The sequence below is a fragment of the Sphingomonas morindae genome (assembly GCF_023822065.1).
In the GTDB taxonomy this organism is placed as follows: Bacteria; Pseudomonadota; Alphaproteobacteria; order Sphingomonadales; family Sphingomonadaceae; genus Solisphingomonas; species Solisphingomonas morindae.
This window is the reverse complement of record NZ_CP084930.1, coordinates 733,575-757,500: the sequence shown is the minus strand read 5'-3', so window position 1 is coordinate 757,500 and position 23,926 is coordinate 733,575. Positions and strand designations below refer to the sequence as shown.

Here is a 23,926-nt window from a genome sequence, read left to right as displayed (position 1 = left end):
TGAAACCGAATGCCTACAAGCAGTGGGAGGGGTTTTAAGCCCTGACCGCGTACCTCTTGCATAATGGGTCTGTGACTTAATGTATCGAGCAAGCTTAAGCCGTTAGGTGTAGGCGCAGCGAAAGCGAGTCTGAATAGGGCGACTGAGTTCGATGCATTAGACCCGAAACCCGGCGATCTAGGCATGACCAGGCTGAAGGTGGGGTAACACCCACTGGAGGGCCGAACCGATTACCGTTGAAAAGGTACCGGATGAGTTGTGTTTAGGGGTGAAAGGCCAATCAAGCCGGGAAATAGCTGGTTCTCCGCGAAAACTATTGAGGTAGTGCCTCGGACGAACACCTTGGGGGGTAGAGCACTGGATGGGCTAGGGGGTCGCGAGATCTACCAAACCTAACCAAACTCCGAATACCCAAGAGTGATATCCGGGAGACAGACGGCGGGTGCTAAGGTCCGTCGTCAAGAGGGAAACAGCCCTGACCTACAGCTAAGGTCCCCAAGTCACGTCTAAGTGGGAAAGCATGTGGGAATCCCAAAACAACCAGGAGGTTGGCTTAGAAGCAGCCATCCTTTAAAGAAAGCGTAACAGCTCACTGGTCTAATCAAGGGTTCCTGCGGCGAAGATGTACCGGGGCTCAAGACGTGCACCGAAGCTTAGGGTGTGGATTTATCCACGCGGTAGCGGAGCGTTCCGTACGCCTGCGAAGCGGCCTGGTAATGGGCCGTGGAGGTATCGGAAGTGCGAATGCAGACATGAGTAGCGATAAACAGGGTGAGATGCCCTGTCGCCGAAAGACCAAGGGTTCCTGCGCAAGGCTAATCCGCGCAGGGTGAGCCGGCCCCTAAGACGAGGCCGAAGGGCGTAGTCGATGGGAACATGGTTAATATTCCATGGCCTGGGGATGAGTGACGGATCGTGGCAGTTGTACGGCCTTATCGGATTGGCCGTGCTTCGAAGCGGTTCCAGGAAATAGCCTCCCCATACAGACCGTACCCGAAACCGACACAGGTGGTCAGGTAGAGTATACCAAGGCGCTTGAGAGAAGTGTGCTGAAGGAACTCGGCAAATTGCCTCCGTACCTTCGGAAGAAGGAGGCCCTGGCTATGCGCAAGCACTGCCAGGGGGCACAGGCCAGGGGGTAGCGACTGTTTAGCAAAAACACAGGGCTCTGCTAAGTCGGCTTCAAGACGACGTATAGGGTCTGACGCCTGCCCGGTGCCTGAAGGTTAAGTGGAGATGTGCAAGCATCGAAATGAAGCCCAGGTAAACGGCGGCCGTAACTATAACGGTCCTAAGGTAGCGAAATTCCTTGTCGGGTAAGTTCCGACCTGCACGAATGGCGTAACGACTTCCCCACTGTCTCCAGCACATGCTCAGCGAAATTGAATTCTCCGTGAAGATGCGGAGTACCCGCGGTTAGACGGAAAGACCCCGTGCACCTTTACTGCAGCTTCAGAGTGGCATTAGGAAAGAACTGTGTAGCATAGGTGGGAGGCTTTGAAGCCAGGGCGCCAGCCCTGGTGGAGCCATAGGTGAAATACCACCCTGTTGTTTTCTGATGTCTAACCTGCACCCGTTAGCCGGGTGAGGGACCCTCTGTGGCGGGTAGTTTGACTGGGGCGGTCGCCTCCCAAAGAGTAACGGAGGCGCGCGATGGTTGGCTCAGGCCGGTTGGAAACCGGCTGTTAGAGTGCAATGGCATAAGCCAGCCTGACTGCGAGACTGACAAGTCGAGCAGAGACGAAAGTCGGTCATAGTGATCCGGTGGTCCCTCGTGGAAGGGCCATCGCTCAACGGATAAAAGGTACGCCGGGGATAACAGGCTGATAACCCCCAAGAGCTCATATCGACGGGGTTGTTTGGCACCTCGATGTCGGCTCATCACATCCTGGGGCTGGAGCAGGTCCCAAGGGTTTGGCTGTTCGCCAATTAAAGTGGTACGTGAGCTGGGTTCAGAACGTCGCGAGACAGTTTGGTCCCTATCTGCCGTGGGCGTCGATATTTGAGAGGAGTTGACCCTAGTACGAGAGGACCGGGTTGAACATGCCTCTGGTGGACCTGTCATCGTGCCAACGGTGCAGCAGGGTAGCTATGCATGGACGGGATAACCGCTGAAAGCATCTAAGCGGGAAGCCTCCCTCGAGATAAGATATCTTAGAGCGGTCGAAGACCACGACCTCGATAGGCCGGATGTGGACGCACGGTAACGTGTGAAGCTAACCGGTCCTAATTGCTCTATTCGCGCTTGATGAGCCCCGCCATCACCCTAAAGCCTGGTGATGCGCAAACGCCCAGCATGACACACGCACCGATCTCAAAACACACTCCGTCCCCGCGCCGGCCCCATAGCTTGGTGGCCATAGCGTCCGTGACCCACCCGATCCCATCCCGAACTCGGCCGTGAAACCGGACTGCGCCAATGGTACTATCGCTTAAGCGATGGAAGAGTAGGACGCCGCCAGGCTTTGCGACCGGCGCGAGACGGAAAAAACCCATTCACACCCCAATAAAACTCCCGGCGCGGGGTGGAGCAGCCCGGTAGCTCGTCAGGCTCATAACCTGAAGGCCGCAGGTTCAAATCCTGCCCCCGCAACCAACTGTGTCACAAAAGCCCCAGACCTCACGGTCTGGGGCTTTTTTGCGTCTGGCGTACAGGCGCCCTCCGCGAACGCCAGCATCCGGTACAGGTCGCCGTGGAGCTGAATGGGGCGGCGTTTGCTGCTGCGCGCGCTGCCTGGCTGCACCACGATCTTCTCGATGAGCGGGCGGATGACCTCGCGAGCGGCAGTACCCTCGCTGGACGCCAGATGCGTCTCGAGCTCGGCGATCGCGCGACGGTAGAGCTTCTCATAGTTCGCCGGGAGCCGCACGACCTGAGCGGCCGGGAGCTCGGAAAGTGCCTGCTCGAGGCGATTCGCGTCTCGCTCCAGATCACGAAGGCGGCTTGTCAGCGCCCGGGGCGCGTCGCCATCCTCTTCGATGCGCGTGACGATCTTGGCCATGCGCATGCGTGTGTCTGCGAGTTCGCCCTCGATCCTGGTGCGTTCCGCGTTGCCCAGCTGTGCCGTTTCCATAAGCGCCTGCTGGAGCGTGGCGGCGAACCGTTTGACGGTGTCTGGCGTCAGTAGCCGCTCGCGGATCCCTGACAAGGCGCGCGCCTCGAGTTCCTGCACGGTGATGGAGCCGTTCGCGCACCGGCCGGTGCGCTGTCCCTTGCACCGCCACCGGCCGCCGCCGGATGCAAGATATGGCTCATCGCAAAGGCCGCACCGCACCAGCCCGGACAGCAGGTGTGTCGGTCGCTTCGCGCCGGCAAGCGGATTGGCGGTGCGCTTGAAGTGCGCGTCACGGGCTTTTCGCGCATCAGCCTGGCGAGCCTTGACGCTGTCCCAAAGCGCCTGGGGCACGATGCGCAGCTGCGGCTCGTCGCGGATGATCCATTCCGCTTCCGGGTTGAGCCGCGGCCGGCGCGAGAAGCCGCGCCGGTCGTTCGGCACCTCCACCCAGGTGCGGCGGTTGAAGATGCGGCGCCCGATATAAAGCTGGTTGTTGAGGATGCCCTCACCCAGCGCCACGTCACCCGACAGGGTCGACGGGTTCCAGATGCCGCCATTATAGCGTCCGCGTTCGCGAGCACGCGGGGAGGGGATCCCTTCGGCGTTGAGCGTGGTGCAGATGCGCTTCAGGCTCCAGCCGTCCGCATAGAGGGTGAAGATGCGCAGCACGAGCGCTGCCTGGGGACCGTCAATGGCGAGGCGGTCTGTCTCGCGGCCTTGTGCGTCGTCGCCGATGATCTCGCGCCGATAGCCGAGCACACGGCCTCCGGTGGCCCCACCCCGCGTCGCCTTGCCGCGCAGGCCGCGCCTGGTCGTATAGGCGATACGCATACGCTGCTGCTCGCCGATGATGCCCTTGAAGGCGAGGACGAGGTCATCGACCTTGCCCGCCGCCACCGTATGCACCGCGACCCGGTGCAGCCGGAACAGCTTGACCATGTAGAGGAGATGCTCGGCGTCACGGCTCAGCCGGTCGACATCCTCGATGATGAGGGCGCGGACCTGACCATTGGCGATGAGCGCCAGCACCTTCTGGAGGCCCGGCCTTTCCATGGTCGCGCCCGTGATGCCGTCATCGCCGTGGAAGGCGACCACCTCGAAGCCATGTCTTTCGGCATAGCCCAGCGCAAAGAGCCGCTGGTCGTCGACGGATGAGGTACGGTCGTCCGGGTCGTCGAAGCTCTTGCGTCCGTAAGCGACGGCAAATTCGGTCATTGTGGGTCTCGCGTGCGTGAATCGGCAAGGATGCGGATGCAGCGGTCAGATTTCAACCGCCGCCGCGATCTCTCCGCTTGAAGCGGACATCTCTGTCTCTCGGCCCAACGCGGCGACCAGCCGCTTTGCAATGAGCGACAGCAACACCTCCTCGAGCAAGGCGAGCTGGTCCCGCCTCTGCGTCGGCGCATGCCGTTCCTCAGCCGGCGGTTCGCGGAAGATGCCGGGAGCGGACATGCCGGTCTTCTAGGATGCAGCGGCGGCCAGCCTTGCAAAAACGCGACATTGGGCTTTCTGAAGGTCCAGACCGCCGCTATGATTGTCGCAGATGCGATACGTGGATCGTCCCAGCCGGATGTTGCTGCCGCGCGGCGCCGGGCGCCTGCGTGCGGATCTCGGCGCCTTTCTGAAACGCCGCCGGCAGGGGCTGCTCGACGGCGAGGCGTTCGGGACCCAGGCCCAGGTGGCGGCGCGCGTCGGCATATCGCGGCAGACGCTCTCCAACATCGAGCGCGGGGCGGCATGGCCAGGACCCGCCACGCTCGATGCGCTCCTCGACACTTTGGACCTCGGCTGGGAGCATGTCGCACACCCGGTCGAAAGCGAGGCCGACCCCCGCCTCTTTGTCGACGACATGCCAGGGGGAGGCCGGCTGCGGCCCGTACCCAAAGCGGCGGCACCGGGGCGCTACCGGAGGTTCCTCGAGGGTCGGGAGGGCGACCAGATCGCGGCATTCGGCGAGCAGCTCCGGGCGGCCAGGACGCGCCGGAAGCTGACCCTTGCACAGGTAGCCCGCGAGGCCGCCATTTCGGTCGCGACCCTGTCGCGGCTCGAACGCGGGCAGCTTGCCACCTCAAGCGTGTTCCGCTTCGAGCAGGCCGCCGACAGCCATACCACGCCGGAGCTCGTGATCCTCAACCCCTGGCTCGACCAACTTTGCCGTGGGCCGCTTTAGATTGGCGACAGGGCATGCGCGACGGCACGCCAGGCTTCTCACTTAGGCGCGACCCTGCGAGATTACCTGAGCGCCGTCCTCCGAGAAGCGCCTGATAATGGGGGGTAAGCGGCATGTCCGCTTTTCGGCGGTCGACCGCCATAATCGGCCGGTCGTTCATCCAGTGGCGCAGAGCGCCACGAATGACCGCAGATGGTGGGAAGCGGAACGGCCGCTTTGCAGCGATAGACCGAGCAAAGCGGACATTCGTTGACGAAGTTCGAGGCGGAAGCTACGCGCCCCATTTCAGTCGTCTGAAGTTCACACTCCGAGTCCCGGAACCTGCCGTTCTTCATCACGCTCATCGCACTGCCGTGGACGGCCGAGATTCGGACTTTCCTGCCCGGCAGCTATCAAGAGCCCTGCAGTGGATAGCTGCCGCTCGCGCCGCCAGCTGTCCCGCAAACGATGGTATTTTGCGGAATGAGATGTTGCGCGGGTAGGCGTGCCATCAACACCTTTGCACAAGCTTTGGACGAGAGGCGCCCATGTGCCAGAGGCGCACGCATGTCTGGACGAGGCAAAGTAAGAATCAGGATCCCGCCATGGCGCGCGATCGGTGCGGCGTGGGCGTTGGTTGCGCTCGCCTACACGCCGGCGGTGTGGCTGCTGAACGCCAGCGCCGGGTGGCGAACGCTGCTGGCGACCCTCGGCGCGATGATCCTGTTCTTTCTGCCTTGGGCGCTGGTCACCCCGGCTGTGCTGCGCGCGAGTGCGCGGCAGCCCCTAGGAGCAGGTCGCACCTTGCGATCTCTGATTGGGATCGGAGGAATGGGCGTCATCCTCGTTCCGGTTGTTACGGCCCTAGGCCTCCTGCTGAACGAAGTTGCAGCGTGGCTGATCGAGGGACGACGCTTCCTGCCCCTGGCGCAACTCGCACAAGGCGCGACCATCACCTCCTTCTTCTCGGTCCCGATCTATGTCGCGGTGATCGGCGTCGGCCAGGCGCTGCTGTGGATCCGCCAGACAGGCGAGCGGGAGCGGCTGCGGGCCGATGCGCGGCTCGAGGCGCTTCGGGCGCAAGTCAATCCGCATTTCCTGTTCAACGCGCTGACAGCCATCGGCGAGCTGGCCCACAACGATGTGGATGTTGCGCAGGCTGCGATCGCGCGGCTCGCTGACGTCCTGCGTGCCACTTTGGCGGTCGAGCGGCCGGAGCTGATGTTGGCCGAGGAGATCGCGATCGCCAAGGATCATATCGAGCTTTATCGGCTGCTGCTGCCGGGTCCGCTGGACTTTCGGGTGTCGGCATCGCCTGCCGCCTGGAACGCCCAGGTGCCGGCGCTTATCCTCCAGCCGTTAGTGGAGAACGCGTTGGTTCATGCGCTCGCGCGGGTGGCGCAGGGCCGGCTGTGCATCGCTGCCGAGGATCACGACGGCCGGCTGTCACTGAAAATCGAGAACTCGATGCCGGACAGCATCGCACCATCGCGCGGGGCCGGTTCGGGCGTTGCAAACGCGCGGGAACGGCTGACGGCCCTCTACGGCATAGACGCGACGCTGGCGACTGACGTCGAAGGCGAACAGTTCGTGGTAACCCTCGACCTTCCCCTGGTCACGATGGGCAACACCACGGCATGATCCGCACGCTCATCGTGGAGGACGTGGCCCTTGCGCGGGCCGGCCTTCGTCGTCTGCTGGCCGAGCATGGCGATGTGGAGGTGGTCGGCGAGGCCGCAACGGTCTCCGATGCGCTGGCACAGGCGGCCGCGACGAGGCCGACGCTCGCCTTCCTGGACGTGGAGCTGCCCGACGGCACCGGGCTGGCCCTCGCCGAGGCGCTGGCGCATCCTCGGCCCGCCTTCGTCTTCCTGACTGCCTTTCCCGATTTTGCGCTGCCGGCCTTTGGGGTCGAGGCGATCGATTACCTGCTCAAGCCCGCGACTGCGGAGGATGTCTCCCGCGCGCTCGATCGGGTGCGCCGCGTTCAGGGTGTACGCTCGGCCGAGCCCACGCAACCGCGCCATCTCGAGATCCGCGACGGCGGGCGAACGATCTTCGTGCCGCTCGACGCGATCGAGCGTGTAGATGCGGCCGGCCATTACCTGTGCGTCCACGCGCTCGGCCAAGTGCACCTGCTGCGTACGCCGATCGCCGAGCTGGTGGAGCGGCTCGGTCCCGACTTCGTCCGGGTCCATCGCTCGACGCTCGTCCGGCTCGACCGAATCGCGGCGATCACCCACCGGCGCAACGGCGATGGCGACATCAGCCTGTCGGATGGAAGCACCGTGCCGCTCAGCCGAACCTTCCGTGCCGAGTTCGCGCGGCGACTCGCCGCAGCGGCAGGCTGACGCGCACGGCTCGCGCCATCAGGCACACTGCTCACGCCCGAACGGTTGCGAGTGGCCCGTGATCGCCGTCTTGCCTTCCGCCGAGATCAGGGAGGCAGATGGTGGGACTGAAGAAACTGTGTGTGGGCATGGCGATGCTGCTGGCGGCTGCGCCAGCGGCGGCGCAGGACGGGGCCTTCCTCGTGCGAGACGCGCGGGTGTTCGATGGAACGCGCGTGCTTGGGCACCGGGAGGTGCTGGTCGAAGGCGGCCGCATCGTCGCGGTGGCGCGCAAAGTGAGGCCGCCCTCAGGCACCGAGATCGTCGAGGCGCGCGGGCAGACCCTGCTTCCGGGCCTCATGGATGGGCATGTCCATGTCTTCCCCGGCGCACAGGCCGATGCGCTGCGGTTCGGCGTGACGACCGTGTTCGACATGTATTCAACCGCCGACCGCGCGACGATCGACCGCTGGCGGGCGCAGCGGCGATCCGATGGCCTGGTCAGCGAAGCCGATACGTTTACGGCCGGGATCGGGGCGACCCCGCCTGGTGGCCATCCGACGGAGCTGATGCGAGGCTCGACCAAGCTACCGACGCTCGCCACCGATGCCGACGCGGGCGCCTTCATGCGGGCGCGGGTCGAGGGGGGATCGGACTATATCAAGGTGCTTCAGGATGATGGAGCGAGGCGGGGCGAACCAGCTGACATGCCCGCCTTCACCCCGACGCGCTTCGCGGAGGTCATTGTCGCCGCCAAGGCGACCGGCAAGCTCGTCGTCGTTCACGTCCAGAAACTGGCCGATGCGCGGATCGCGGTCGCAAACGGTGTGAACGCGCTTGAGCATGCCGTCTGCGATGAGCCTGTCGATGACGCGCTCATTGCGGCGATGAAGGCGCACGGAACCGTCCAGACTGCAACGCTCGCGACCTATGCGGGCCTTGCAGGCACCGATGATGCCCGTCAGCTGGCGGCAGACCCGGCGATCGCGCCCTTCCTTTCACCCATGCAGAAGGGGATGCTGACACTCAACTGGCAGCACCCGCGACCCGTCGATTATGCGACGGCTCTTGCCAATGTGAGCAGGCTCGCCCGCGCCGGGATCACGATGATCGCGGGCACCGACGCGCCGAACCCGACCACCGCGTTTGGGCCTTCCCTGCATCTGGAACTCGCTTTGCTGGTCCACGCGGGTTTGAGCCCGACACAGGCGCTCATCGCCGCGACCTCCGCCCCGGCCCGCTTCTTTGGGACTACCGATCGCGGACGCATCGCGCCTGGGCTCAAGGCCGACATGATTCTCGTCGATGGCGACCCGACCAGGGACATCATCGCTCTGCGGCACATCGTGACCATCTGGAAGAACGGCTACGTTGTTGATCGTAAGCCGCGCACCTGAACAGCAGAGCGTTCTCGAAAACGATCGAGTTTTGGGAAGGCAGACAACCTTCCCAAAAACCGTCACTGACATAGCATTGAGAAAACCTACCGGCTCAAATGGCTGGCCCATGCAGCAATGGCGTCAGCGACGGCCGGATCGCTGTCCGTCTCCAACCCCATCGATTGCATCGGTAGCAGACCCAGAGGTGCGACCTTGTAGAAGTGTGTCAGGTTCGGGAATGTCGCAACTTCCGTTGGCAGCGTCGTTCGGCCGGCGCGCAGCACCTCAGCGTGCGCTGCCGGAACGGAATCGTCCCGACCTCCTCGAACGATCAGCACCGGAGTTTGGACTTTCCCCAAAGCGGCGAACGGGTCAACGAGATCGGCACTGCGCAGGTAAGCAAGCCCCGGTTTGGGCATGGACGCGAGCATAGCGGTTTGCGGATTTGACTTTGCCTCATTCGAGGGAGCCTGACCTGCCCGTATGGCGGCCGCCGTGCGATCGAACATCGCCATGTCCGGCGTGACGCCAGGAGGGGACATGGCTGCGACCTGCGCACGCAAAATCGACAGGATCGGCAACGCTGGGCCGGACAGGCTCACTACACCATCGATCACCGCGCCGGACGGACCTGCGGCGAGCAATGATGCAACCACGGCACCCTCACTATGTCCGGCCACAATGAGCGGGCGGGTTGCGACGGTGTGGCGAAGCAGGTCCAGCCCGGCCTGCGCGACTTCGACGCGGGTCAAGAAGTCGATGTGCCGGCGGGCGGCGTCGGCGTCGATCGTGCGCGACCCCGTGCCGGGACCGATCTTCGCCATGCGCAGGACCGTGAAGCCGCGCTCGCCGAGCTGCCGCGCAAGGTCGGCATAGGCGTGCGGACGCATGTTCATCGACGGATAATTGCCGTCCACGTCGCTGTAGAGCGATCCGGGAACGAGAAGCACCGCGCCGCGTGCATTGCCCGACGGCATCGTGAAGCGGCACGCGTTCTCAACACCAGATACGGTAACGGTCGCATCGCGCTCCTGTGGAGCGGCGGCCTTCAGATTACTTGCGGTCATGCAGGTGGCTCCGACGATGATGGTGGCGAGGACGGCGCGGTGGTTCATTGCACGCACCCCTTAAGGACAGTTTGGGCCTGCCAGACCATCGCCTGCTCCATGAAGACGGCCATGCCTGGATGCAGGGCGTCGTACATCGATCGGAAATCCACATGATCGACATACATTCGGCCGAGTGAGGCATAGGCTGCCGCATCGGGAAGCCACGAACGACACACCCAGCGATAGTGCCGGCCCACCAGTCCCTGGGCCGCATTGGAGGAAGGCGTGCCGCCCGCCTCGATCAGCGTGACGATTCCAGCGTGGATGGCGTCGATCTCCGCCTTGAAGTCGAGCAGTTGGGCCGGTGACAGGCCCTCCATCCTCGACTTGGCATCACGGATCGCAACGTCGCCCGCATCGCCGAAGCGGGCCACGATCTCCGCTTCCCATAGGGCCTGCTTCTCGGCCGAGACACCGTAGAAGAGGCGATGGTCGTCCACAGCATTGCCGGCATCGAGCGCCGCCAGTGTCCGGTCGATCGTCTGTGCCAAATCGCGTCGTGAGCGATTTCTTCTTCGATGCGCCGACGCAGATCGAGCAACGCGGCGCGCGTATCGAAGTCGGGATCGTCGAGGATCCGGGCGATCCGCAAGCGGCAGCCCAAGTTCGCGATAGAACAGGATGTGCTGAAGGCGCAGCATCTCCGCCTGCCCGTAATAGCGGTATCCGTTCTCGCCGACGCCGGGCTTTAACAATCCGATATGATCGTAATGATGCAAGGCGCGGACGCTGACGCCCGACGCTTTCGCCACCTGTTTGACCGTCCGCATGACCTCACTCCGAATCGCTATGCCATGCTTGTGCGGGATGACGTTGCGTCAGGGTCAAGAGGAGGGCGAGCGTGAACGTCGTTTCCCAATTGGAAACGGCCAGCGAGACGGCACGGGTGTTCTCGGAATCGATGGTGTTTTGGGAATGCGCCATCCGTGGGTCAATCGTCAGATCGAGAGTGGTTGGACAGACCAGCACTCTTTACGGTCTTTGGGCCGAACGGGGACCGACCATGCATCCACAACGTATGACCAAAGGCATCAGAGCGATCCTGCTGGCGATCCTTATCGGCGCGTCGCTCATTTTGACGACGCAGGTGAATCGGTGGGCGGGCATTGTGCTGGTTCGTACCCACCCTGCTGCGGGTTGGATCGCAACGGCGGCCATCCCCTCCTGCCTCGCCATCGGCGGCATCTTCTTCTGTCTCGCTTCGCGTTCGGTGTTACGCTGGCCCCGGCTTGGCCCGACCGATCGCCGTTCTGTCTTAGGAATTTCGGCGCTCTGGCTCATTGTCTGGCTGACTGGATCGGTGATCGCTGCCTTCGCTACCGGCCACTGGACGACCTACGCCAGAGGCTGGCCGGCAATCCTGGCCTTCCTGGTCTTTGGCCCAATAGGCGAAGAACTCCTGTTTCGCGGCGTGATCTTTGAACAGGCTCGTAGATTGTGGGCTGAAACGGCAGGCCCAGCGATCTGGCTCTCCACCATCGCGTTCAGCTTACATCATATCCAGCTACATCGGTTTCCGCTCGACGAGGCCGCCTTGGCTCAACTCGCCTTCACCGTGCCGATGGGCCTCGTATTCGCGCAACTGCGTGAGCGAAGCGGTAGTCTGTGGCCCGCTTTGCTTTTGCATATCGCCACGAACATTCCCGCCACCTTCTAGGGGCACCTTCCCGGAATCGATGGTGAAGCGGGAAACCTGACAAGGCAGCAAAGGTAGTACCGCTGCACTCCCTGATATTCCCCGGGCGCTTCACGATCCCAGGCTCGGTGCAGACTCCGCGCAGAAGCCATCGCCACGGCGACGATGCTTCAAGCAGGAACCATGACGTTCATGTCTAGTTATGACAGTATATTGTCAACTTGTGGTCCAGCTATCGCATGAACGACACCCCTACGGATGCACGCGAGCTCGCACTCGCGGTCTTTGCCGCCAACGGGCGCTTGGTAAGTGCCGGTAATACGCTGGTCGAGCATCTCGGCCTGACCAGCGCCTGGTGGCAGGTGCTCGCCGCGCTGCGTTATTCGCCCGTGCCCCTGACGGTCGCGTCAATCGCACGCGCCATGGGGCTGACCCGGCAAGCGGTGCAACGCATCGTCGATCTCCTCGCGCAGCAAGGTCTGGTGATGTTCCAGCCTAATCCGCAGCATCTCCGCGCGAAGCTCGTCCTGCTGACAGAGGCGGGCATCGACGCGGTCGCCGGCGCCGAACAGGCAGTCGCCCCGATCGACCGGGCAATCGTCGACCGGATCGGTCCAGATCGCATCCGCGAGGCCATCGTCACGCTTCAGGCAATGGTCGCCATCATTTCCGAGCGCCTCGACGATCGGAGCACTTTCCCATCCCTTTGGAAAGGGCCCTCATCATGATCCTCATTTCCGGTGCGACCGGCGGTATCGGCGGCGAAATCTGCCGCTTGCTAGACGAGGCAGGCACGCCCTTTCGCGCGATGGGACGCCAGCAAGCGCAGGTCGATGCGTTTCGAGCGAAAGGGACAGACGCGGTGCTCGGCGACTTCGATCGGCCCGAGACGCTGCCGGCCGCGATGGAGGGCATCGACACGATGTTCCTCATTACGCCGCCCACCCAGCGCCAGTTCGCGCAGGAGACCGCCGCGATCGACGCTGCCCGCCACGCCGGCATTCGTCGCATCATCAAGCTGTCGGCGTCGGACGCCAATGTTCGCTCGACCGTGCCTTGGGCCCAGACCCACGCCCGGATCGACCATCATCTGCGCGCGTCGGGGATCGACTGGACGATCCTGAAGCCCACTGCCTTCATGCAGAATTTCCTGTGGTTCAAGGATGCGATCGCGAAGGGCTTCCTGCCGCAGGTCGCCGGCAAGGGGTCGGTGTCGTGGGTCGACACGCGCGACGTAGCGCGCGTCGCCGCCACGGTCCTGCGCCAGGATGGCCATGTCTGCGCGACCTATTTCCTCACAGGTCCCGAAACGCTCGATATGACGGCGGCCGCCGAACGGCTCGGGGCGGTGACGGGACGCAAGGTTCGCTATCTTGACCTGCCTAATCCGCTGTTTGCCGCACTGCTGCGCGCAACCGGCAATTCGCGCTGGATGACCAAGGGGCTCGTTGTCCAGTTCGCCGACGTCGTTGCGGGGCATCACGACATCGACCCAACCTTCGAGATCGAACGGCTGACCGGTATCCCGCCCCATGATTTCACCGCCTTCGTGCGCGATCACCGCGACCGGTTCGTCGCCGCGCCAAAGCAGCGTGCGAAGGTCGCCTAGGAAATGACCATGCATCAACAACGCAATATCGAGATCGCCCGGACGCTGCTGGAGGGCATCGGGCAGAGCCGGGACCCGGAGGAGATTGCCACGCCCTTTGCGGAGGACTTGGTGTTCGAGGTCCAGGGCGATGCCGATGCCATGCCGTGGATCGGCCGGCGGACGGGGCGTCGGGCCATGGTCGACTTCCTGCGCGACCTGCGTACTCTCACCGAACCGCTGGCGTTCGATGTCGACGATATCCTCGCCAGCGACAAGCGCGCCGCGATCGTCGGCGCGCTGCAGACGCGGATCAAGGCGACGGGCAAGGTGATGGCGTCGCAATTCGCGATCGTGCTGACCATCGACAATGGCATTGTCACCCGGTTTCAGATGCTTGAGGACAGCTTCGCCCTGTCGCGCGCCGCTCGGTAGCACGCCCATCGCGGCGACTCCTTCCGAACGAACGGCTCGCCCTCGTCAGCGGACGTGCAAGCCGTTGAGGAGGAGATCAACCAGATGAGTGATGTGAGTTGTCGGTGCGCTGTCCTTCTCGACCGCTATTGCGATGGCGCTTACCACGCAGATGATGTCGTCGAAAACCGCATCGGCGCGGACGATGCCGGCATCCTGCGCGCCTTGGAGGAGCCGACGGCCCTCGGCCGTGATCGCGGTGCAGCCTGGAGTCCCGTGCTGAATGACGGTTCCCAGCGACGCGGCCAGACTCTGGTAGAGGCTGGTGTTTCGCGCGAGTTCTTCGAGGAACTGGCGCAGAGCGTCCCCTGGCCCGAGCGCGGCAGCGCGCACGCGGCTTGTCTCGGCGAGCGCCACGAACCGCTCGTCGCTGGTCGCCGCGAGCAGCGCCTCGCGCGTCGGGAACCGCCGGTAGAGCGTGCCGATCCCGACCTTCGCCCGCCGCGCCACTTCCTCCAACGCGACACCCGCACCCCGTTCTAAAAAGGCCTCTTCAGCAGCGACGAGGATACGCTCGCGGTTCCGTTCGGCATCTGCGCGCAACCCATGGTTCGTCACATTTCATCCTTCCGGGACTTGCCAAGTGGAGGGTGCCTCCATATTGGATTGGAGAAATCCTCCACTTATTGGAAAGCGTCTGTGATGACGAAACGGTTCGAAGGCAAGATCGTGGTGATCACCGGCGGGAGCGACGGGATCGGGCTGGCATCCGCCGAGCGCTTCGCGATGGAGGGCGCTCAGGTATACATCACCGCGCGGCGACAAGAGATGCTCGACGAGGCGCTCGACCGGATCGGGCATGGCGCCATCGGCGTCCGGGGCGACGTCACGAACCTTGCCGACCTGACGGCGCTATATGAGCGCGTCGCGCGTGGGCACGGCAAGGTCGACATTGTCTTCGCCAATGCTGGCACGCACCAACCCATTCCCCTCGAAGCGCTCGACGAAGCCGACTTTGACGAGACGTTCGACCTCAACGTCAAGGCGCTGGTCTTCACGGTGCAGAAGGCGCTGCCGCTGATGGCTGCCGGGGGCGTGATCGTGCTCAACGGCTCGATCGCGGGTTCCAAAGCCTATCCGGGGCAGTCGCTTTACAATGCGAGCAAGGCGGCGGTGCGCTCCTTTGCACGCAGTTGGACGATCGACCTCAAGGATCGCGGCATCCGCGTGAACGTCGTGTCCCCCGGCGCGACCGAAACTCGGATGATGCGCGACTATTTCGATGCCGCGCCGGGCGCCGAGGAAGCCGTAGTCGCGGGCGTTCCGCTTGGCCGCCTCGGTCACCTCGAAGATGTCGCAAACGCTGTGCTGTTCCTGGCATCGAGCGACAGCAGCTTCGTCGCAGGGCACGAGCTGTTCGTGGATGGCGGCGTCGCGGCAGTCTGACCAAGAGTTTGGGGCAGTCAGGGCCGTCTCGCATGGGATAGTGAAACGGGAAAGTCACTTGACCTTCCATTCTTAGCTCCATAGCTAATAATAGAAGGAGTGATTGATGGATGCCGTTTTCGAAGCGTTGTCGCACCCCACGCGGCGCAAGGTACTCGAAATCCTGAAAAAGGGCAGCCTGCCGGCAGGGGAACTCGCCTCCCATTTCGACGTCGCGAAGCCGACGATGTCGGCGCACTTCGCCAAGCTGAAAGCCGCAGGCCTAGTGCAGGCGGAGCAGCAGGGTGCTTCGCTGATCTATAGCCTCAATCTCTCGGTTCTAGAGGAAGTCGTCCTCGGCTTCATGGAGCGCATCAAGGTCGGCCAGTCCGCCGGCGTAGCTGGTGAAGCGGCATGCCCAAGCGAGGCTTGATCTTCCTGTCGATCGCGACCGTCGCCGGGATGACAATCCTCGCGGTTGCGGCCCTCGCCCGACTGCCGGCGGACGCGCGGCTGCCGATCCATTGGACCTTGGCGGGAAACCCCGATCACGTCGCGCCAGCGAAGATCGCGCTCTTGGTGGCGCCGACCGGTGCCGCCGTTCTGTCGGTCCTGCTCGCCTGTCTGCCGGCCATCGCCGGCGTTGCCAATGGGCTGCGCCGCAGCGCGGGCTTGTACGAGACGCTATGGGTCGCGCTTCTGCTCCTGTTCGGCGCGCAGCAGGTCGGGCTGGCCGGCCCTGCTCTTGGCTGGCCGGTGCGCGCGCCGGTCCCGCTGCATCTGGCGTTGGCCTTCCTCTTCGTTGCGGTCGGCAATCTTTTGGGCAAATCGCGACCCATGCGCCTCATCGGCTTTCGCACGCCGTGGGCGCTGGCCAACGAGGACAATTGGATAGCGACCAATCGGCTCGGTGGCAGAATCATGGTGATCGAGGGGATGCTGATGGTGCCGCTGGCCCTTCTGCCCCTCCTGCCATCGGTCACCGCGCCGCTGCGGGTGACGATGATCGGCGTTCTGATCCTCGTGCCGTGTCTGCGGTCGTGGCGGCTGGCGAGAGCGGCGGCCGCTTGATCGCCGGAAAAGGAACAGTCATGCGTCTCATTGCCTCGGCGCTGGCCGGATTGATGATCGTGCCATTGGCAGCCTCCGCCAACGCGCAGGGGTCGGCCACCTCGGCCCGGCCGGGGATCGTCGGAGATTGGCATGGATCGCTTTCTGCGTCCGGTCGATCAATCCCGCTCGTCTTGCACGTCTCGGGCAGTCCCGAGCGCCCGAAGGCGACGTTCGACAGTCCATCGCAAGGAGCGATGGGTCTGCCCATCGCCGTTGCCGTGCCGAACGGTGCGGCTATCCGCTTCACCATCGCTGCGGCCGAAGCCAGCTTTACGGCAACCCTTTCACCGGACGGGCAAACCCTTGCCGGGCAGTGGTCACAAGGAAGCGCTTCGCTGCCCCTGACCATGACGCGGATTGGGATAGCAGCATTGGCACCCGCCGCTCGGCCACAGACGCCCCGGCCGCCTTTTCCGTACCGCAGCGAGGAGGTCGCCTATGACAACCCGACCGGTCACGCCCATCTGACGGGAACGTTGACACTGCCGAGCGGACCGAGGCCGTTCCCGGCCGTCCTGCTCATCACCGGCTCGGGCTTGCAGGACCGGGACGAAGCGGTGTTCGGCCACAAGCCGTTCCTGCTCTGGGCCGACACGCTGACGCGGCGCGGCATTGCCGTGCTGCGGGTCGACGATCGGCAGGTAGGTGGATCGACAGGTGAGGTTCGCACCGCCACCACGGCCGACTTCGCCGGCGACGTGGCTGCCGGCGTCGCGTTCCTCCGTACCCGCCGGGACATCGACCCGCACCGGATCGGCCTTATGGGTCACAGCGAGGGGGCGATCATTGCCCCGATGATTGCAGCGCAGGATCGGGGGATCGCGTTCGTGGTCATGCTCGCCGGGTCCGGCGAGCCGGGCGAGGCCCTGATGCTCGAACAGAAGCGATTGATCGAAAGCGCCATGGGCCTGCCGCCCGCGGCGGTGAACCGATCCGCCCAGACGATGCAGAGGCTCTACGATGCGGTTAAGGACGCCCCCGACCAAGCCTCGGCGGACATGTCGCTGCATACGGCATGGCAAGCCATCGCGGCCGAGCAGGGCCAGCCGGCCGGCGATATGCCGGCGCAGCTTAGGGTCGTGGCGTCACCCTGGATGCGTTGGTTCGTGCGTTACGATCCCCGCCCCGTTCTGGCCAAGGTCGCCTGCCCGGTGCTGGCCGTGGGCGGCACGAAAGACCTTCAGGTCGCCGCCGACAGCAACCTTGCCGGCATCAAACTGGCACTGCGTGGCAATCCGGATGCGACGGTCGTGAAACTACCGGGCCTGAACCATCTGCTTCAGACCGCCGATACCGGGCAAGTCGGCGAATATAGCCGCATCGAGGAAACGATCGCACCCAGCGTCTTGCAGACTGTGGGCGACTGGATCGTGAGCCATACGGAGCGCCGTTAGCTTTCCCGAATGGGAAGGTTGAACGGGATGGCCCAGGCAACATCCGTCTTCCGTAAGCGTCCGGCGGGCCGGCTTTCCCGAAATCTGTTCCCGAATGCGTTTTCCCGAAACGGTCCGTCGGACATGGAGAAACGGGACTGCTGCGAGTTGGCGGATCGGCCGGTTTTGGGATGCCGCCCCGCTCTACCGAACGGCCGGGAATGGGTCGGTTGCTGACAAGGCGGCCCGCAATCCATGCAGATGACCACGTTCACTCGACGGCCAATCACGGCCGTGGAGACGAACAATGGGACACGCACAGTATGATCCTGCCACGCATCGCCGCCCTGTGTGGAATGCGGGCAAGACGGTCGGCACAAAGCGACCGCTGACGCAGAAGCAAATCTGGGCCGTTCGCTTCTTCCTGGATCGGGAGCGCCGCCTTCGCGACAGAGCGCTGTTCGACCTGGCGATCGACAGCAAGTTGCGAGGCTGCGATCTCGTGAAGATCAAGATCGGCGACCTCGTCTCCGGGCCTGAAATCAGGACCCGAGCAATCGTCATGCAGCAGAAGACCGGACGTCCTGTTCAGTTCGAGCTTACGGCCGATGTCAGAGCAAGTCTCCTCGCGTGGCTCGAACGCCGCGGCGGCACTGTCCACGACTACGCTTTCCCGAGCCGCGTCGATCATGCCGGGCATCTCAGCACGAGGCAGTATGCCCGGCTCGTAGACGAATGGGTCGATGCGGTCGGACTTCGCCGGGCCGAGTACGGGACGCACTCGCTGCGCCGCACGAAAGCATCAATGATCTACAAGGCCACCGGGAACCTTCGAGCTATCCAGATTCTGCTGGGCCACACGAAGATCGAGAACACTGTCAGGTACCTCGGCGTGGACATCGAAGATGCCCTCGTCCTGGCTGAACGGACCGAAATCTGACCTTGGGGCGGCCCATCTCAACGAGCGGTGGGCCGCTTCCGCTGCCGACCAGACCACGTCATTCGCTGCTGCTGTCGACACTTCTAAAACCTGCCATTGGGTTAGCATGATGATCGTCTGGTCGCTGTCCCTGCCCGGCAAGCCAGTCGACGAACGAGCTTAATATCGGCACGCGTTCCGCGTGTTCCGGGATAATGGCGACGTAGCCGGTCCGGCGGACCTGAATCTTCGGTAGCGGTGCTACGAGCTTGCCGGCTGCGATGTCAATTTCGAGCATTGGCAATGGGCCGATGCCAATGCCCAGCCCATCCTCGACCGCCTGACGCGTCACGAAAAAGTGATCGAATGTCTGACGCGGATGGCCGACCAGATGCGGCAATCCTGCTGCGTCGAGCCAGTCGATCCAATCGCCTGTGCGCGTTTCGCTTGCGAGCAGCACATGGCCTTCGATGTCGGCCGGGGTCCAGATCGGACGGCGTTCGAGCAGCGCTGGGCTCGCGATCAGCGTGTCGATGTCGTCGAGTACCGGAACGGCGCGGTGACCCGGCCACGCCCTCTCGCCGGCAATGCCGCGCCGGATCGCGATATCGAAGCCACCGCGCAGATCTTCGAGCAGCGTCGAGACCGTGCCGACGACGACCTCGACATGGGGATGGTCGGCATGGAAGCAATCGAGTCGGGGGATGAGCCAGCGCATCGCGAAGCTGGTCGGCGCACTGACCCGCAGGATACGCCGCGTCGTCGGTCGGCCGCAGGCCTCGGCGGCGCGGGTCACGCGATCGAAGGCGTGGCCGACCTCGTCGGCGAACATCGCCGCGATTGGCGTCGCGACCATGCGGCGGCCATCGCGACGGAACAGCGGCTGCCCGAGCCAGGCTTCGAGCGTCGCGACATGGCGGCTGACCGCCCCGTGGGTCAGGCCGAGTTCGGCCGCGGCCGCCGCGTAACTGCCGGTTCGGGCGGCGACCTCGAAGACGCGCAGGGCATTGAGGGGCGGCAATCGGCGCATGATTCGTGAGTAAAGCTGACGGGTATCGTGAGCAACCACCCGCTATTTACCGAAAGCGCGCGGGTTTAGCATTGCAGCCGGAGGCGATCGTGAACACTGCGCGTATTTCGATGACCGTTGAGGCCGAGCTGCCCCAGCCTGCTCGGACCAAGTCCCGTAACCTGCTGGCGGCGTGCATCGTCCATGCGCTGCATGACGGCTATACCGACGGACTCTATGCCTTTCTGCCGATCTGGCAGAGCCAGTTCGGCCTCTCCTATGCCGGCCTCGCCGTAGCGCGCGCCCTGTATTACGGCACGATGGGCGGACTCCAGCTTCCCGCCGACCGGCTACTGCGTCGGGTCACCCCGCGCACCGCCTTGGTCTTGGCGACGCTGATTGCCGTCGCCGGCTTCGTGCTCATGGCGCTGCCGCTTGGTTTTGCGGGCCTCTGCATCGGCCTGTTCGTGGCCGGAATCGGGTCGAGCATCCAGCATCCGCGCGGCTCGATGCTGGTCATTGAGACCTATGGCGCGGCGTCGCGCCGCCCGCTCGGCATGTACAATTTCTCCGGCGATCTGGGAAAAGCGACCCTGCCGGCGCTCGCAGCGCTGCTGCTGCCGCTCCTCACTTGGCGCCCAGTACTCGGCCTCATGGCGCTGCTGGGCGTAGCCGTGACCGGCGTCCTGTTCGGACTGGCGCCATCAGTCGCTGCTCACGAGGATACGGACAAGCCGTCGGCACCTGCCCGTCCTGACCGCCGGGGGTTCGGTCTGCTCACCCTGATCGGTGGCCTCGATACCGCGACCCGTATGGGCTACCTGCTGTTCCTGCCCTTCCTCATCCATGGTCGAGGCGGCAGTTCCGCGACAGTCGGCATCGCGCTCGCCCTGCTTCTCATCGGCGGCGCCTTCGGCAAGGCAAGCTGCACCTGGCTGAGCGAGCGCCTCGGTGTCGTCGGGAGCGTTATGGCGACCGAGGCCGCGACCGCGTTGCTCATCTTCGCGACGCTCTTCACCCCGCTGGCACCGACGCTCATCGTTCTGCCGATGCTCGGCATCGTGCTCAACGGAACGTCGTCGGTGCTCTACGGCACCGTCCCCGAACTCGCGCCTGGTGGCAACACCAGCCGGGCCTTCGCGATCTTCTACACCAGCGTCATCGGCTCGGGCGGCGTCGCCCCGATCCTCTTTGGTGCTGTCGCCGACCATAGCAGTCAGGCGATCGGCATCGTGTCGGCCGGATTGACCGCGGCGGCGATCATCCCGCTGGTCGCGGCGCTTCGGCCGGCGCTACGATCGGCCGGTTGAGGAGGCTGAACCATGCCAGAAGACGCAACCGTCCGATCGGGCCAATGCCATTGCGGCACCGTTCGCTTTGAAGCCAGGCTCAGCGACGGCTTCGCCACGATCCGCCGTTGTACCTGTTCCTTTTGCCGGATGCGCGGCGCGATCGCCGTCTCGGCTGAAATGGGCGGCGTTCGAGTCCTAGAAGGCGAGGATGCGCTGACCAGCTATCGGTTTAATACGGGCATCGCGCAGCACTTCTTCTGCTCGCGCTGCGGCATCTACACGCATCACCAGAGGCGCTCCAACCCGAACCAATATGGGGTGAACGTCGCCTGCCTCAGCGGGATCAGCCCGTTTGATTTCGAGGAGGTGCCGGTGACCGATGGGATCAACCATCCCGGCGACATCGGCGGCGTTGCGCGACAAGCTGGCGTTCTTCGATATTTTCCGGCCACCTGAGTTCACTATTGCTCGTCCGTCGCGGCTCGCCTTTTTGACAAATTTGCTACATTCTCACCTCGGGGCAAGGCCTCGCGATGGTTGCTGCGGCAGAGGTGTAAGCGTTGCGAGTTCAAACAAATCTGGGCGTAAGCGCCGGCATCGGTTTTCTCTTCCTGCTGACCGCCGCGACATCACCGGCCGACCAGCGCAAGGGCTATCTCGCTCCCGGCGAGTTCGACGTCACGACCATCCTCGAGCCGGCGCCTCGCCCGGGCGATCCTCGCTACGATACCGACCGGAAGATATTCAAAGCCACCCGCTCGCTTCAGGGCTCGGGCCGATGGCAGATGGCGATCACGGATGCCGAATACAGTGTTCCGGGCTTGATGCGGGACTATAGCTGCGCGGTGGGCATCCAGCTCACTCCGGAGACGGCACCGAAGCTGGCGGCTGTAGTGAAGCGCGCCGCTGCCGACACCAGCGCTGAGTCCAGCCACGCCAAGGACATATTCCAGCGCGAGCGGCCCTTCACCATCGATCATGGCGCGATCTGCCAGCCGGCATCCGAACTGTTCGACAGGAAGCGCGGACGGATGAGCTATGATTATCCATCGGGCCACACCACCTACGGATGGACCTAGGCGATAATCCTCGCTTCCATCGCGCCCGATCGAGCCCAGCAGATCCTCGCGCGTGGTCGAGCCTATGGCGACAGCCGCTTCATCTGCGGCGCCCACAACGAGAGCGCGGTCGAGGCAGGCATGCTGTCGGCCTCGGCGACGATGACGGTGATCGCGACCAAGCCCGAGTATCAGGCGGATCTTGAAGCGGCACGGACGGAGCTCGCCCATCTGCGCACGGGCGGCGCACAGGCGGCTCAGGGCTGCGAGGCGGAGAATGCGCTGATCGCGCAGCGTGTCATGCCACGGCTGGCCGCCCAACGATGATCTCGAACACCGACATCGCGATCCGTCTGCTTGCCTCGGCGTTGCTCGGAAGTCTGATCGGGTTCGAGCGTGAGCGATTGCTGTGGGCTGCAGGCGTCCGCACCCACATGCTGGTCAGTGTAGGCTCGGCGCTTCTCATCATCGTCTCGGCCTACGGCTTTACCAACGCCACTCAGATGCCGCACGTCGTCCTCGATCCGTCGCGCGTTGCCGCGCAGGTCGTTTCCGGTATCGGCTTTCTGGGCGCCGGATCGATCCTTCTTCGTGGGCAGGCGGTGAAAGGTCTGACCACTGCCGCGAGCATCTGGAGTGTCGCCGCGATCGGCCTTGCATCGGGTGCAGGGCTCTACTTCGCCGCCGGTCTCGCCACCGCGATCATCCTGCTCATCCTGGTCGGTATCAAGCCGCTCGAGGAGGCATATCGCGCGCGGGTTCAAAGTGCGGTTGTAAAGGTGAGCGCGGAGCGCGCGGCTCTCGATCCCGAAGGCATCAAGAAACAGCTCGGACTTCGCGGCGGACAGATCAGGCGCATGACCGCCGTGCCCGGTGACGATGACCTGGACCTGGTCACACTGAATCTCGTGAAGGTGTCTCAGCGTGACATCCGTATGGCTGCTGCGCGGCTCAAGGACGCGCCCGGCGTCCATGAGGTCACCATTGGCAAGGTGCGAAAGGTACGGGACGGCGACGGTGAGCCGCTGTCATGAGACCGTAACGCTATGTGATTGTATTCTTTGCCATGTTGGAATGGCGACGATTGACGCTTGTCGAGAACGACGATTTCCTTACCCGATCGCGGAAGGACATCATCGTCTATCGCATTGCCGTCGACCCGAAGCTGCAGACTGCGCGGAGCATTTCGAAGCGCTGTTCACGGAAAAAGGCTGCATCTTGAATGGCGCGGTCGGATTTCCGACACAGGCCGCTCCCATTCGCACGCCCATGAGGTCATCGCGACCGTCAAAGGATCGACGATCCTCGCTTTCGGCAGCCCCAAGGGGAAACGGATCGCTCTGGATGCTGGCGACGCGGTGATGGTTCCTCCAGGACTTTTGCATCGACAGGCTAGTGCGTGGACAGGTGGCGTCGAGGCTGTCGGTACAATTCCAGAGGGGGGCGAATGGGATTCGCGACGGGAGCCGATGCCCGACGAGCCGGATGTGGGACAGCACTGATTGACCGACCCTGTTGTGATCCGATCCTCGGGATCTGCGGTCCTTTTGGCCTCAGGCGATAGAAGCCGATCTTCCGATCAACGCTTCATCGAGCGCTTGAAGGTTTGCAGGATCGATCGGATCTCTGGATCCCGAACGACGCGGATCGCGTCATTCACGGAAAACCAGCGGCGCTCGCGAAAATGCATCTCTCGCCACGCCGGCAGCTCATCGACTACCTCGAGAGCATAGGCTTCGACGATCACACCGCCTTCCGGCATATCCGGGATATGATCGCCTTGTCGGTAGGAGCCGATCGGATCCTTCGCCAGCCGCCCGAGGACTCCCGCTTCTTCGAAGGCTTCACGTTCGGCCGATCGACCGGGCAGCATCCGTGGCCCCACTTTGCCTTTTGGCAGGATCCAACGCCGTCTCGTCCGAGATGTTACGAGAAGCACGCGCAGCCTTCCCTGGTCGATCCGATAGGGAATGGATGCAGACTGCTTCATGGCTACGGAGGCGATCCTTCGAACGAGCGGAGAAGAATAGCGAGCCGGTGATCCGCGGCAAAGCGTCACAGGCGGTGTTTTGCGCC

At 63.8% G+C, this 23,926-nt stretch carries 25 protein-coding genes, 1 tRNA gene, 2 rRNA genes and 1 pseudogene (1 of these 29 running past the window's edge); 22 read left to right on the top strand and 7 right to left on the bottom strand.

What is annotated here, in order from left to right:
* From LHA26_RS03710 to LHA26_RS03695, 4 genes are all read left to right on the top strand, one after another.
* Positions 1-2,250: ribosomal RNA gene (locus LHA26_RS03710) — 23S ribosomal RNA — on the top strand; it begins 542 nt to the left of the window's first position.
* Positions 2,251-2,349: 99 nt separating this feature from the next.
* Positions 2,350-2,464 (top strand): 5S ribosomal RNA (rrf, locus tag LHA26_RS03705).
* A 55-nt stretch (positions 2,465-2,519) separates the two neighbouring features.
* Positions 2,520-2,596: transfer RNA gene (locus LHA26_RS03700), tRNA-Met, on the top strand.
* Positions 2,597-2,693: 97 nt separating this feature from the next.
* Positions 2,694-3,128, top strand: coding sequence for a hypothetical protein (locus tag LHA26_RS03695; protein ID WP_252166719.1), 435 nt, complete (start codon positions 2,694-2,696; stop codon positions 3,126-3,128).
* Positions 3,129-3,155: 27 nt separating this feature from the next.
* Here LHA26_RS03695 and LHA26_RS20135 read toward each other — a convergent pair.
* Both LHA26_RS20135 and LHA26_RS03685 read right to left on the bottom strand, forming a co-directional pair.
* Positions 3,156-4,271 (bottom strand): annotated as a pseudogene (locus tag LHA26_RS20135) (recombinase family protein); the annotation flags it as partial.
* 45 nt (positions 4,272-4,316) lie between these two features.
* A complete protein-coding gene (locus LHA26_RS03685) occupies positions 4,317-4,508 on the bottom strand; it encodes a hypothetical protein (RefSeq protein ID WP_252166717.1) in 192 nt (63 codons plus the stop codon).
* A gap of 100 nt (positions 4,509-4,608) precedes the next feature.
* On the opposite strand from LHA26_RS03685, the gene LHA26_RS03680 reads away from it, so the two are divergent.
* The 4 genes from LHA26_RS03680 to LHA26_RS03665 all read left to right on the top strand — a co-directional run bounded on the left by LHA26_RS03680 (position 4,609) and on the right by LHA26_RS03665 (position 8,932).
* Positions 4,609-5,226 (top strand): helix-turn-helix transcriptional regulator, encoded by a 618-nt coding sequence (locus LHA26_RS03680; protein ID WP_252167404.1) that lies wholly within the window; start codon positions 4,609-4,611, stop codon positions 5,224-5,226.
* 612 nt (positions 5,227-5,838) lie between these two features.
* Positions 5,839-6,846, top strand: coding sequence for a sensor histidine kinase (locus tag LHA26_RS03675; RefSeq protein WP_252167403.1), 1,008 nt, complete (start codon positions 5,839-5,841; stop codon positions 6,844-6,846).
* The gene (locus LHA26_RS03670; protein WP_252167402.1) at positions 6,843-7,556 is read left to right on the top strand and encodes a LytR/AlgR family response regulator transcription factor; all 714 of its coding nucleotides are present in this window, start codon (positions 6,843-6,845) and stop codon (positions 7,554-7,556) included. Before LHA26_RS03675 ends, LHA26_RS03670 begins: the two co-directional genes overlap by 4 nt.
* A 98-nt stretch (positions 7,557-7,654) precedes the next feature.
* The gene (locus LHA26_RS03665; protein ID WP_252167401.1) at positions 7,655-8,932 is read left to right on the top strand and encodes an amidohydrolase family protein; all 1,278 of its coding nucleotides are present in this window, start codon (positions 7,655-7,657) and stop codon (positions 8,930-8,932) included.
* 86 nt (positions 8,933-9,018) lie between these two features.
* Here the strand turns inward: LHA26_RS03665 and LHA26_RS03660 are convergent, their stop codons facing one another.
* Both LHA26_RS03660 and LHA26_RS03655 read right to left on the bottom strand, forming a co-directional pair.
* Positions 9,019-10,029, bottom strand: a complete 1,011-nt coding sequence (locus LHA26_RS03660; RefSeq protein WP_252167400.1) for an alpha/beta hydrolase — start codon at positions 10,027-10,029, stop codon at positions 9,019-9,021.
* Complete coding sequence (locus LHA26_RS03655) at positions 10,026-10,793, bottom strand: MerR family transcriptional regulator (protein ID WP_252167399.1); 768 nt, start codon at positions 10,791-10,793, stop codon at positions 10,026-10,028. The genes LHA26_RS03660 and LHA26_RS03655 overlap by 4 nt, the downstream gene beginning before the upstream one ends.
* Before the next feature lie 71 nt (positions 10,794-10,864).
* Here LHA26_RS03655 and LHA26_RS03650 point away from each other — a divergent pair, with 71 nt between their 5' ends.
* The 4 genes from LHA26_RS03650 (at position 10,865) to LHA26_RS03635 (ending at position 13,682) form a co-directional block, all read left to right on the top strand.
* The gene (locus LHA26_RS03650; protein ID WP_252167398.1) at positions 10,865-11,680 is read left to right on the top strand and encodes a CPBP family intramembrane glutamic endopeptidase; all 816 of its coding nucleotides are present in this window, start codon (positions 10,865-10,867) and stop codon (positions 11,678-11,680) included.
* A gap of 218 nt (positions 11,681-11,898) precedes the next feature.
* On the top strand, positions 11,899-12,387 hold the full coding sequence (locus LHA26_RS03645; RefSeq protein ID WP_252167397.1) for a MarR family winged helix-turn-helix transcriptional regulator: 489 nt from the start codon (positions 11,899-11,901) through the stop codon (positions 12,385-12,387).
* Positions 12,384-13,268 carry an SDR family oxidoreductase gene (locus tag LHA26_RS03640; RefSeq protein ID WP_252167396.1) on the top strand — a complete coding sequence of 295 codons (885 nt, stop codon included), beginning with the start codon at positions 12,384-12,386 and terminating at the stop codon, positions 13,266-13,268. Before LHA26_RS03645 ends, LHA26_RS03640 begins: the two co-directional genes overlap by 4 nt.
* Positions 13,269-13,277: 9 nt before the next feature.
* Complete coding sequence (locus tag LHA26_RS03635; protein WP_252167395.1) at positions 13,278-13,682, top strand: nuclear transport factor 2 family protein; 405 nt, start codon at positions 13,278-13,280, stop codon at positions 13,680-13,682.
* Positions 13,683-13,727: 45 nt separating this feature from the next.
* On the opposite strand, the gene LHA26_RS03630 is transcribed toward LHA26_RS03635, so the two are convergent.
* Complete coding sequence (locus tag LHA26_RS03630; RefSeq protein WP_252167394.1) at positions 13,728-14,279, bottom strand: TetR/AcrR family transcriptional regulator; 552 nt, start codon at positions 14,277-14,279, stop codon at positions 13,728-13,730.
* 84 nt (positions 14,280-14,363) lie between these two features.
* Here LHA26_RS03630 and LHA26_RS03625 point away from each other — a divergent pair, with 84 nt between their 5' ends.
* From LHA26_RS03625 to LHA26_RS03605, 5 genes are all read left to right on the top strand, one after another.
* On the top strand, positions 14,364-15,107 hold the full coding sequence (locus LHA26_RS03625; RefSeq protein ID WP_252167393.1) for an SDR family NAD(P)-dependent oxidoreductase: 744 nt from the start codon (positions 14,364-14,366) through the stop codon (positions 15,105-15,107).
* 106 nt (positions 15,108-15,213) lie between these two features.
* Positions 15,214-15,519 (top strand): autorepressor SdpR family transcription factor, encoded by a 306-nt coding sequence (locus tag LHA26_RS03620; protein WP_252167392.1) that lies wholly within the window; start codon positions 15,214-15,216, stop codon positions 15,517-15,519.
* Positions 15,516-16,157: an SdpI family protein gene (locus LHA26_RS03615; protein WP_252167391.1), complete on the top strand. Its 642-nt coding sequence runs from the start codon at positions 15,516-15,518 to the stop codon at positions 16,155-16,157. The genes LHA26_RS03620 and LHA26_RS03615 overlap by 4 nt, the downstream gene beginning before the upstream one ends.
* 20 nt (positions 16,158-16,177) lie before the next feature.
* Positions 16,178-17,593, top strand: coding sequence for an alpha/beta hydrolase family protein (locus LHA26_RS03610; RefSeq protein WP_252167390.1), 1,416 nt, complete (start codon positions 16,178-16,180; stop codon positions 17,591-17,593).
* A gap of 286 nt (positions 17,594-17,879) precedes the next feature.
* A complete protein-coding gene (locus LHA26_RS03605) occupies positions 17,880-18,512 on the top strand; it encodes a tyrosine-type recombinase/integrase (protein ID WP_252167389.1) in 633 nt (210 codons plus the stop codon).
* 58 nt (positions 18,513-18,570) lie between these two features.
* On the opposite strand, the gene LHA26_RS03600 is transcribed toward LHA26_RS03605, so the two are convergent.
* Complete coding sequence (locus LHA26_RS03600; protein ID WP_252167388.1) at positions 18,571-19,521, bottom strand: LysR substrate-binding domain-containing protein; 951 nt, start codon at positions 19,519-19,521, stop codon at positions 18,571-18,573.
* An 89-nt stretch (positions 19,522-19,610) separates the two neighbouring features.
* Here LHA26_RS03600 and LHA26_RS03595 point away from each other — a divergent pair, with 89 nt between their 5' ends.
* From LHA26_RS03595 to LHA26_RS03575, 5 genes are all read left to right on the top strand, one after another.
* On the top strand, positions 19,611-20,810 hold the full coding sequence (locus LHA26_RS03595; protein WP_252167387.1) for an MFS transporter: 1,200 nt from the start codon (positions 19,611-19,613) through the stop codon (positions 20,808-20,810).
* A 12-nt stretch (positions 20,811-20,822) separates the two neighbouring features.
* Positions 20,823-21,248 (top strand): GFA family protein, encoded by a 426-nt coding sequence (locus LHA26_RS03590; protein ID WP_252167386.1) that lies wholly within the window; start codon positions 20,823-20,825, stop codon positions 21,246-21,248.
* Positions 21,249-21,352: 104 nt separating this feature from the next.
* Positions 21,353-21,871: a phosphatase PAP2 family protein gene (locus LHA26_RS03585; protein WP_252167385.1), complete on the top strand. Its 519-nt coding sequence runs from the start codon at positions 21,353-21,355 to the stop codon at positions 21,869-21,871.
* 120 nt (positions 21,872-21,991) lie between these two features.
* Complete coding sequence (locus LHA26_RS03580) at positions 21,992-22,177, top strand: hypothetical protein (RefSeq protein ID WP_252167384.1); 186 nt, start codon at positions 21,992-21,994, stop codon at positions 22,175-22,177.
* Complete coding sequence (locus tag LHA26_RS03575) at positions 22,174-22,884, top strand: MgtC/SapB family protein (protein ID WP_252167383.1); 711 nt, start codon at positions 22,174-22,176, stop codon at positions 22,882-22,884. The genes LHA26_RS03580 and LHA26_RS03575 overlap by 4 nt, the downstream gene beginning before the upstream one ends.
* 545 nt (positions 22,885-23,429) lie before the next feature.
* On the opposite strand, the gene LHA26_RS03570 is transcribed toward LHA26_RS03575, so the two are convergent.
* Entirely contained in the window at positions 23,430-23,840 is a 411-nt protein-coding gene (locus tag LHA26_RS03570) for an NUDIX hydrolase (RefSeq protein WP_252167382.1), read from the bottom strand.
* Between the last annotated feature and the right edge of the window lie 86 nt (positions 23,841-23,926).